Raw genomic sequence first — 9319 nt, 5'->3', positions numbered from 1 at the left:
AGAGTAAGGCGTTGCTTATTTTTTTCAATGTTTTCTCAATTCTATACAGCCCCTATTGTCTTAGTTTTTTTATTATGACTTTCAATTATTTATATTTTTCACACTCACAGCTAGGTTGTCACTTTTATGGATCAGTTCTTAATCACAGGTAGTAGTCGTATCGCAGGGGAAGTTACTATCTCTGGCGCCAAAAATGCCGCTTTGCCATTGTTGGCCGCGATGATATTAGCAGAGACCCCGACGACACTGCACAATGTGCCGTCCCTGCAAGATGTACGAACGTTGATTAAGTTGATCGCTGGCATGGGCATCAATATCGAAAAACAGGGCGACACTGTCACCTGTGATACCAAAAGCATCGATAACTTTTATGCGCCGTATGATTTGGTCAAAACCATGCGTGCCTCTATTTTAGTATTAGGCCCATTACTGGCACGTTTTGGTGAAGCAGAAGTGTCGTTACCTGGTGGTTGTGCTATTGGCTCTCGTCCTGTTGATCAACATCTAAAAGCATTTGAAGCGATGGGTGCTGAAATTAGTGTAGAAAACGGCTACGTAAAAGCGCAAGCGCCAAAAGGTGGCAAGCTGATTGGCTGTAAATTCTCGTTTGATATGGTGACCGTTGGTGGTACCGAAAACGTCATCATGGCCGCAGCACTTGCTAAAGGCACCACTGTTTTGGGTAACTGTGCACTAGAGCCAGAAGTGGTCGATTTGGCCAACATGCTGGTCGCCATGGGCGCGAAAATTAGCGGTATTGGTACAGCGACCATGATCATTGAAGGGGTTGAGCGCTTGCATGGCTGTGAGTATTCAGTCGTGCCCGATCGTATCGAGACAGGATCTTATCTTGCTGGTGCGTTAATGACTCGCGGTGATGTGTTGGCCAAAAAAACCTCTGCGTTACTATTAACCCCAGTATTAGAAAAGTTTGAAGATATGGGGGCTGTGATTACTACTGGTGACGACTGGATTCGTGCGCAAATGAGCGGACGTCCCAAGGCGGTGGATATTCGTACTCAACCGCATCCAGGCTTTCCGACCGATATGCAAGCACAGTTGATGGCGATTAGTTGTCTTGCCGATGGTACCAGTACGTTTATCGAAAACATCTTTGAAAATCGCTATATGCATGTACCAGAGCTCAATCGTTTAGGTGCTTCAATTCAAGTAGATGGTCATACCGCTGTGGTAAAAGGTATCGAAAACTTTACTGCTGCGCCAGTCATGGCAACGGATTTACGTGCTTCTATGTCATTGGTTATGGCAGCAGCCACTGCTGAAGGCGAGAGTTTAATTGACCGTATTTATCATATCGACCGTGGCTACGAAGACGTAGAAAACAAACTGCGTGCGCTTGGTGTGAATATTGAACGTATCAATACTAATGATTAATATTGACTGATTCATTCCCATGGTGTGAGTTGTTTTTATTAGTGATATCATAAAACAAAACGTTTAGCGTTATAAAATTTAAAAATCCTCTTAATGAGGATGCCAACTGTACATGGACACGATGTCATTATGACTGAAGCTACCAAAGCATTACCATCTAGCGGTATATTAAATGAAGTAAATGATGAGTTTTCGGGGTTAACACTGGCCTTATCAAAAGGTCGTATTTTAGAAGAAACCATGCCGTTGCTACGTGCAGCTGGTGTGGAGCTGCTAGAAGACCCTGAAGCTTCGCGCAAACTTATTTTTCCAACATCGAACCCAAATGTCCGCGTATTGATTTTACGTGCTAGCGATGTGCCGACCTATGTAGAGCACGGTGCGGCAGACTTTGGTGTGGCGGGTAAAGATGTATTGCTTGAGCATGGTGCCAATCATGTGTACGAGCTGCTAGATTTGCAGATTGCTCAGTGTAAGCTGATGACAGCTGGTGTCAAAGATGTCGTATTACCGAATCGTCGCCTACGTATTGCGACCAAATATGTCAATGTGGCACGTGCTTATTTTGCCAGTCAAGGTCAGCAAGTGGATGTGATTAAACTATATGGATCGATGGAGCTTGCTCCGTTAGTCGGTTTGGGTGACTTGATTGTCGATGTTGTCGATACTGGTAATACTTTACGCGCCAATGGGCTAGAGGCGCGTGATCACATTTGTTATGTCTCATCTCGCCTTATCGTCAATCAAGTCAGCTATAAACGTAAGTTTGCGCTACTTGAACCGATTTTAGACAGCTTTAAAAGTAGTATTGCTAGTGCTTCATAAGCCAGTGGTATTCATTGGTAATATTAAGCATTGTTATACAAATTTTTAAACCAGTTTAGCGCTCTATGGTAGACATAGCATGCTAAACTGGTTTTGTTGTGTTTGCTTGTTAGCATATAAAAATTCAGTATACTCGTGATTACGTTAGTCATTAAAGTGATGATAAATGTTGAATATGCTTTATTTTTGCATCGTTAATTTTTAGCCGCATTTTATGCTCAGATATAGGATTAAGTTATGCGCCAATTAAGTACCCAAGATGCCGATTTTGATAGTCAATTGACAGAGTTACTTGCATTTGAAACTGTCAATGATGCCGATTTGTTGAAGACTGTCGATGATATTATCGCGCAGGTACGCGCGGATGGCGACAGTGTGGTATTGGCTTTGACTCAGCAGTTTGATCAGCATCCAGCGACCACGATGGAGTCGTTAGAGTTGTCTAAAGAAGTGTTGGCTGAAGCATTTGAAAACTTGGATGATGATGTACGTGAGGCTCTCACCACTGCGGCCACACGGGTACAGACATTTCATGAACGTCAAGTGCAAGAAACATGGCAGTATGAAGATGAGCTAGGCAATCGTCTTGGTCAAAAAGTCACACCACTTGATCGTGTGGGTATTTATGTACCAGGCGGCCTAGCATCGTATCCGTCATCGGTATTGATGAATGCTATCCCTGCTAAAGTAGCTGGCGTTGCCGAAGTCATCATGGTAGTACCAGCACCGAAAGGCATACTAAATCCACTGGTATTGGCTGCAGCTCATTTAGCAAAAGTAGATCGCGTCTTTACCATTGGTGGCGCGCAAGCAGTAGCAGCTTTGGCTTACGGTACAGAAACGATTCCTGCTGTTGATAAAGTAACAGGGCCTGGTAACAAATATGTGGCTGCCGCCAAACGAGCAGTGTTTGGGCAAGTGGGTATCGACATGATCGCAGGCCCATCTGAAGTATTGGTCTATGCAGAAGGCGAGGCGCAAGATCGCGCTGATTGGCTGGCTATGGATCTGTTATCACAAGCAGAGCATGACAGTATTGCCCAAGCCATTTTTGTGACGACCAGTGAACAGCAATTAGCTGAAGTTGCCGCTGAAATCGACAAAGCATTGGCAGAGTTGCCAAAGGCTGATATCGCTCGTGATTCGCTACAAAATCGTGGCGCACTTATTCTAGTTAAAGACCGTGCCGAAGGTGCTGCAGTAATTAATCGAGTTGCACCTGAGCATTTAGAGCTGTCTGTTGATGAGCCAGATGTTTTATTGGGTAATATACGTCATGCGGGCGCTATTTTTATGGGCCGCCATACACCAGAAGCCATTGGTGATTATTGTGCAGGACCGAACCATGTATTGCCAACCTCGGGTACAGCAAGATTCTCTTCGCCACTTGGTGTGTATGACTTTCAGAAAAAGTCATCCATCATTTATTGTAGTGAAAGTGGTAGTAAGCCACTGGCCAAAACAGCAGATATCTTAGCACAACGTGAAGATTTGGACGCCCATGCTCGTTCAGCACGCTATCGTTATCAGTAGCTGTCTGTACTGAAGATACTAATGTGATAAATTGATAGTGCATTATTATTTTTAGAGGTTTTAAAGTTATTAAAATGGATAATAATAGGATAACTTATGAGTGAACTAAAGATAGACACCAGACTGTGGTCATCTAAAGCACGTAATTTGTCGCCTTATACACCAGGCGAACAGCCGCAACATGACAACTTATGCAAACTGAATACTAATGAAAATCCGTTTCCACCTTCTCCAAAAGTAGGACAGGCGATCGCTAAAGTATTGACAAAGCAGGCGGATGACTTGCGTTTGTATCCAGCGCCTGAATCTGAGGATTTGCGAAAGGCTTTGGCTGATTTTTATGACCTTGATCTTAATCAAGTGTTTGTAGGTAACGGTTCAGACGAAGTGTTGGCTCTTGTATTTGCAAGCTTTTTCCTAAAAGAGCGCCCTGTTTTAGCACCTGACATTAGTTATAGCTTTTATCCTGTGTATGCGCATACCTTTGGTATTGAGCTGGTGCAAATCGCGCTAGAAGCTGATTTTAGCATTAGTCCAGACGCGTACCGTCAGCCTTGTAGTGGTATTATCATCGCCAATCCGAACGCACCTACAGGATTGTTAATGTCGCTTGCTGATATCAGAAAATTGGCTAACGAGCACTCCAATGCCGTCATCGTTATTGATGAGGCCTACATTGATTTTGCTCAGACTGAAGAAGGTTCAGTATCTGCCATTAGCCTTATCAATGAGTTTGACAATCTATTGGTCACCCAGACTTTTTCTAAGTCACGCTCGCTTGCAGGGTTGCGTGTGGGTATGGCCTTTGCTAATGCGTCATTGATTGAAGCGTTGACACGTATGAAAAACAGCTTTAATAGCTATCCACTAGATAAGTTAGCACAAGCTGGTGCGACGGCGAGTGTCTTGGATGTTGAATATTTTGAGCAAACGCGTCAGCAAGTTATTGATCTGCGTGAGTCACTAACAGCGGAGCTAACAGCCTTGGATTATCAAGTGCTACCGTCACATGCCAACTTTGTATTTGCCCGTCCAAATGATGGTGATGCCAGTGCTGTGGCCAGTGCGTTACGTGAGCAAGGAATCATCGTCCGTCATTTTGATAAGCCGCGAATCAATGAGTACTTGCGTATTACCGTTGGTACAGCAGAGCAGCATGAGCGTTTAATCAGTGCACTGACTGCGCTGCGAGCTATGAGTACTTAAGTGAAAAATTTGAATATAATTCGTAATCGACCATTGATTTGTACTATTGATCATATTTTTAATGATCTTTACTGCGAGCAACTCATCGAAAAAAGTGAAATGCAGCAGTATGAGCAAGCACAAATTACGGTCGGCAATGACCAGTTTCGAACAGATACGAGCGTCCGAAATAATGACCGTATCATATTTGATGATGCTGACTTAGCAAAAAATCTCTTTGACCAAGTGGCGTGTTATTTACCAAAAACGTGGGATGAGGGTTTATGGGAGTTGTCTGGGCTGAATGAGCGTTTTCGTTACTATCGTTATGGCGAAGGCCAAACGTTCAGACCACACTTTGATGGTGCTTATGAGCAAGATAAGTTTCATAAAAGCTTCTTAACGCTATTATTTTATTTGAATGACGACTTCGAAGGTGGTGAGACAAAATTTTATCAATGGCAAGGTGGTTGGTATAATAACGATACACCTAACTATGTTGTTACACCGAAAAAAGGCCAAGCATTACTGTTTGCACATCAACAGTTCCATGAAGGTGCACCAGTGATATCGGGTGTTAAATATGTATTACGAACAGATGTCATGTATCGAGCAATATGTCTTTAATAGATGCCTTAAAAGCATTACATGCGGATACGGATGTTACTGCTGATTGACGAATCGTCCTTGCTATATTGATACTGATTAGTAAAAATAAAGCCTGCCAACATTGTGTTGAGCAGGCTTTATTTTTATTTACTTCTTAAAATTATACCTATAGTCAAAGAAGTCTAAAGTGGATACAAGGCAGCCGGCCGAAGATTGTACAAGTAGTACATTTAGGGAGGGTAACGCTGTAGCCATTTAGTAGTTCTTTGACTATAGTTCTATTTGCTCAGACTTTCTTGGGCAAGCACTGATAGTAAATTGCCCACTTTATCTAAACATTCTTGGTATTCGGCATCGCAGTTAGAGGCGATAGTGATACCACCACCAGCCCACAAGCTGACTTGTTTTTCTTTCTCCAAATCACTATGTGATAAAGCGTTGGCTTGCAACGTACGAATCAGTACATTCCATTGGCCACTACCATCAAAATTCATATAACCTAGAGTGCCACAGTAAGCGCCACGTGGTGTGGTCTCTAGTTCGGATATAATCTCGACAGCGCGCTTTTTGGGTGTGCCAGTGATAGAACCAGCAGGCAAACTACCGAATAACACTGCCAACGGATGAGTGTTTTCTTTGAGCTCTGCGGTGATGGTGCTAACCATGTGATGTACATTGCTAAAGCTTTCAATAGTAAATAGCTGTGGTACTTTTACGCTACCAGTTCTGGCATATTTACCCAAATCATTACGTAATAAATCAACAATCATCACGTTTTCAGCACGATCTTTTTCACTATTGGTTAGCTGTTGTTTTAATGCTGAGTCTTGTTTAGCGCTTACTCCTCGAGGTAGCGTCCCTTTGATAGGTTTAGTGATGATGTGATGTTTGCCAGTGCTAGCATCTTTTTTGAAGGTAAAAAACAGCTCAGGTGAGCAGCTCAACAGTTCAAACGAATTTGTAGATATATTAGAAGCGTTTAGACTATCATCTGTTCCATTAATCGATAGATACCCTGCAAAGGGCGCCTGCGTATTACGATATAGCATGGGCAAATAATCAATCAGATTTGATGTTGATTGGATATTACTTGTTTTATGAGAGAGCTGACCACGCCATTCTTGCGTTAGATTGATTTGATAGCAGTCGCCTTGCTTTAGGTAGTCTTGAGTGCGGTCAAATGCTTGTTGATAATCAGACTTGCTCCAGCGTGCTTGTAATATTAAAGGAGTAGGTTCTGATGACTCAGAGCCATCGTTATCGATAGATTTATCAGACAGTTTTTTATCTAGTCCGTCTAAATATGAGATAAGCGCTATAACAGCTTTATTACTCAACTCATCGTTAATGGTTTTATCTGAGTGATTAGTAATGGTATTGACGGTTAACTGCCAACCGGTTTTGCTGTTTTTTTTAGGTGATAGATAAATATCGTAATGACCCAATACTGCACAAGGCTGTGCTGCGAGTTCAATGTTGGCAGCTGGACTGAGCTCAAAAGCCGACATATCATAGCCGATAAACCCTATTAGGCCATGATGATAGTATGGAGTGATATTGGCTATAGTTGAGGGCTTTTCATCATGAATGGTATTGCTAAGCTCAGGTGCATAAGCCTCACTATACTGTATCAACTCATCTTGCCAATCAGCGTAGCTTATAGCTTTCGCTGTTATAGATTGAGCTTCATTCGTACCTGCATCACGGCAATGCCGAATCACTTTATAAGTAGCCAATTGTGTATCAGGTGACTGGTTATCAGCAGTATTAAAATAAATAGACCAGCTTACTTTGGGGAGTAGGCCAATGACAGGCCGTCCATCGTTGTTTAGCCAAACCAACTGCCAGTTTGCTCTAGACTCTTGTGCTATTAGATAGCGCTGTAAATGCGGCATTAATTCTGCAGCAGGCAGATCACCAAAACGCCAGCTAGGGTTAGTAGCTGGCGATAGGGCAGAATCGGTCTGCTTAGTAGTCTTGTGGTTTTCTACGTGCATCGGTTACGCGTCGAACTTTTTGATGATTAGTGTGGCGTTGGTGCCACCAAAACCAAAGCTGTTGCTCATCAGTGTCTCAAGCTTCGTTTCACGCATTTGATTGACGATATCAAAGCCTTCAGCGGCAGGGTCTAGCTCTTCAATATTGATACTTGGTGCGATAAAGCCTTCTTGTAGCATCAATAAGCAATAGATTAATTCTTGTGCGCCAACTGCACCTAAGCTGTGACCAGTCATAGATTTGGTTGAGCTGATAGCAGGGATTTTACTGACATCATCACCAAATGCTTTCGCAATCGCTTTAAGCTCAGTGATGTCACCTAGTGGCGTGCTGGTACCGTGAGTATTAATATAGTCCACGCTGTCTAATCCAGCTTCGGCCAAGGCCTGCTGCATACAGCGTACCGCGCCTTCACCGCTTGGCGCAACCATCTCAGCACCATCAGAGCTAGCACCATAACCAACGATTTCCGCGAGGATATTGGCACCGCGTGCTTGCGCATGCTCCAAGCTCTCGACCACCACCATTGCGCCACCAGCTGCAATCACAAAACCATCACGGTCTTTGTCATATGCGCGTGAAGACTGTTTAGGCGTATCATTATATTGTGTACTCATCGCGCCCATTGCATCAAACATGCATGACTGGGTCCAATGCTCAGCTTCACTACCACCTGCTAAAACGACATCTGCTTTGCCTAGCTGAATCAGCTCAGCAGCATGACCGATACAGTGCGTTGAAGTCGCACAAGCAGAGGACAAAGAGTAAGAAACCCCATGTATTTTAAGTCCTGTTGCTAGGGCTGCCGACACTGAACTGCCCATGGTTTTAGGCACTGCCATGGCACCAACACCGCGTAAGCCTTTTTCGCGCATGGCATCTACCGCATTGACAATATTTTCTGTTGAAGCGCCACCAGAGCTTGCTACCACTCCGACACGTGGGTTTTGGCCAATGACATCAAGCGTCAATCCAGATTGTTTGATAGCATCTAACGCACTAACATAAGCATAGAGACTGGCATCACTAAAAAACCTTTTGAGCTTGCGGTCGATAGCAGAGGTATCTAGTATTGATTTATCAATACTACCACTGACCTGTGACTTGAACTCATGCTCAGCATAAGAGTCATTAAGCGTAATGCCAGACTGTCCTTGCTTCAAAGAGTCAGTAACTGTGGCTAAATCATGTCCGATACAAGAGACAATCCCTGCTCCAGTGATAACAACGCGGCGCATATTCTATTCCTTATAAGTAACGATTTTTTGATGATTACTTTTAATAAGTTATTTTTAATGAAGTACCAATAATTAAAGTACTGCTAATAATCGTTTTTAAATGTTTACTTCTATTATTTGATTTCAAGCGTACCACTCCCTCATAACCACAATGTGTCAAAACAGTGTGTTAGAGAAAATATATTTTTGAATATCAAATGCTTTTGTTGCAGCTATAATAGCTGTCACAACTAAACGATACATTGTCTATAGATGTTGCCTATAGGTATTGTCTAGATGTACTGTTTAAAAGGGATTTTATAAATCCGAGTACAACTGTACTGTGAATTATGGCATATCATAACGTATCAAGCGCCCAAAATCTTTGTGCAAGTGCAAAATAACCACAAAATAGCGTTGTTGAATATTAAAGGCTATCTATAACTTAAACCCATAAAAGGTAATATGAAGAGGGCAGTCATCGACGTATTTATCAAAGATATATAGTCAATCCTACTTAAAAATGTTATAAAATAATTAACAAATTCAATTGTTAT

General features: G+C 42.7%; 7 protein-coding genes. 5 read left to right on the top strand and 2 right to left on the bottom strand.

Annotated elements, in window-relative coordinates:
• Positions 1-126 precede the first annotated feature (126 nt).
• The 5 genes from murA (at position 127) to EI164_RS12250 (ending at position 5565) form a co-directional block, all read left to right on the top strand.
• Positions 127-1395, top strand: a complete 1269-nt coding sequence (gene murA / locus EI164_RS12270; RefSeq protein ID WP_192520243.1) for a UDP-N-acetylglucosamine 1-carboxyvinyltransferase — start codon at positions 127-129, stop codon at positions 1393-1395.
• A gap of 129 nt (positions 1396-1524) precedes the next feature.
• The gene (gene hisG, locus EI164_RS12265; RefSeq protein WP_192520242.1) at positions 1525-2220 is read left to right on the top strand and encodes an ATP phosphoribosyltransferase; all 696 of its coding nucleotides are present in this window, start codon (positions 1525-1527) and stop codon (positions 2218-2220) included.
• Between the two features lie 237 nt (positions 2221-2457).
• The gene (hisD, locus tag EI164_RS12260) at positions 2458-3753 is read left to right on the top strand and encodes a histidinol dehydrogenase (RefSeq protein WP_192520241.1); all 1296 of its coding nucleotides are present in this window, start codon (positions 2458-2460) and stop codon (positions 3751-3753) included.
• A gap of 96 nt (positions 3754-3849) precedes the next feature.
• Positions 3850-4959, top strand: coding sequence for a histidinol-phosphate transaminase (gene hisC / locus EI164_RS12255; RefSeq protein WP_192520240.1), 1110 nt, complete (start codon positions 3850-3852; stop codon positions 4957-4959).
• A complete protein-coding gene (locus tag EI164_RS12250) occupies positions 4960-5565 on the top strand; it encodes a 2OG-Fe(II) oxygenase (protein ID WP_318779549.1) in 606 nt (201 codons plus the stop codon).
• Positions 5566-5825: 260 nt separating this feature from the next.
• Here the strand turns inward: EI164_RS12250 and EI164_RS12245 are convergent, their stop codons facing one another.
• Together EI164_RS12245 and EI164_RS12240 are read right to left on the bottom strand one after the other, a co-directional pair.
• Positions 5826-7544: an anthranilate synthase component I family protein gene (locus EI164_RS12245; RefSeq protein ID WP_192520239.1), complete on the bottom strand. Its 1719-nt coding sequence runs from the start codon at positions 7542-7544 to the stop codon at positions 5826-5828.
• Positions 7545-7547: 3 nt separating this feature from the next.
• Positions 7548-8783 (bottom strand): beta-ketoacyl-ACP synthase II, encoded by a 1236-nt coding sequence (locus EI164_RS12240; protein ID WP_192520238.1) that lies wholly within the window; start codon positions 8781-8783, stop codon positions 7548-7550.
• Positions 8784-9319 lie beyond the last annotated feature (536 nt).

It is taken from the genome of Psychrobacter sp. FME13, from assembly GCF_014861395.1.
Taxonomy (GTDB): domain Bacteria; phylum Pseudomonadota; class Gammaproteobacteria; order Pseudomonadales; family Moraxellaceae; genus Psychrobacter.
Note: the sequence above shows the minus strand (reverse complement) of the source record. Positions and strands in the feature narration are given on the sequence as shown.

Coding starts and splice junctions, on each gene's coding strand:
- murA (WP_192520243.1), top strand. CDS start 127: ATGGATCAGTTCTTAATCACAGGTAGTAGTCGTATCGCAGGGGAAGTT.
- hisG (WP_192520242.1), top strand. CDS start 1,525: ATGACTGAAGCTACCAAAGCATTACCATCTAGCGGTATATTAAATGAA.
- hisD (WP_192520241.1), top strand. CDS start 2,458: ATGCGCCAATTAAGTACCCAAGATGCCGATTTTGATAGTCAATTGACA.
- hisC (WP_192520240.1), top strand. CDS start 3,850: ATGAGTGAACTAAAGATAGACACCAGACTGTGGTCATCTAAAGCACGT.
- EI164_RS12245 (WP_192520239.1), bottom strand. CDS start 7,544: ATGCACGTAGAAAACCACAAGACTACTAAGCAGACCGATTCTGCCCTA.
- EI164_RS12240 (WP_192520238.1), bottom strand. CDS start 8,783: ATGCGCCGCGTTGTTATCACTGGAGCAGGGATTGTCTCTTGTATCGGA.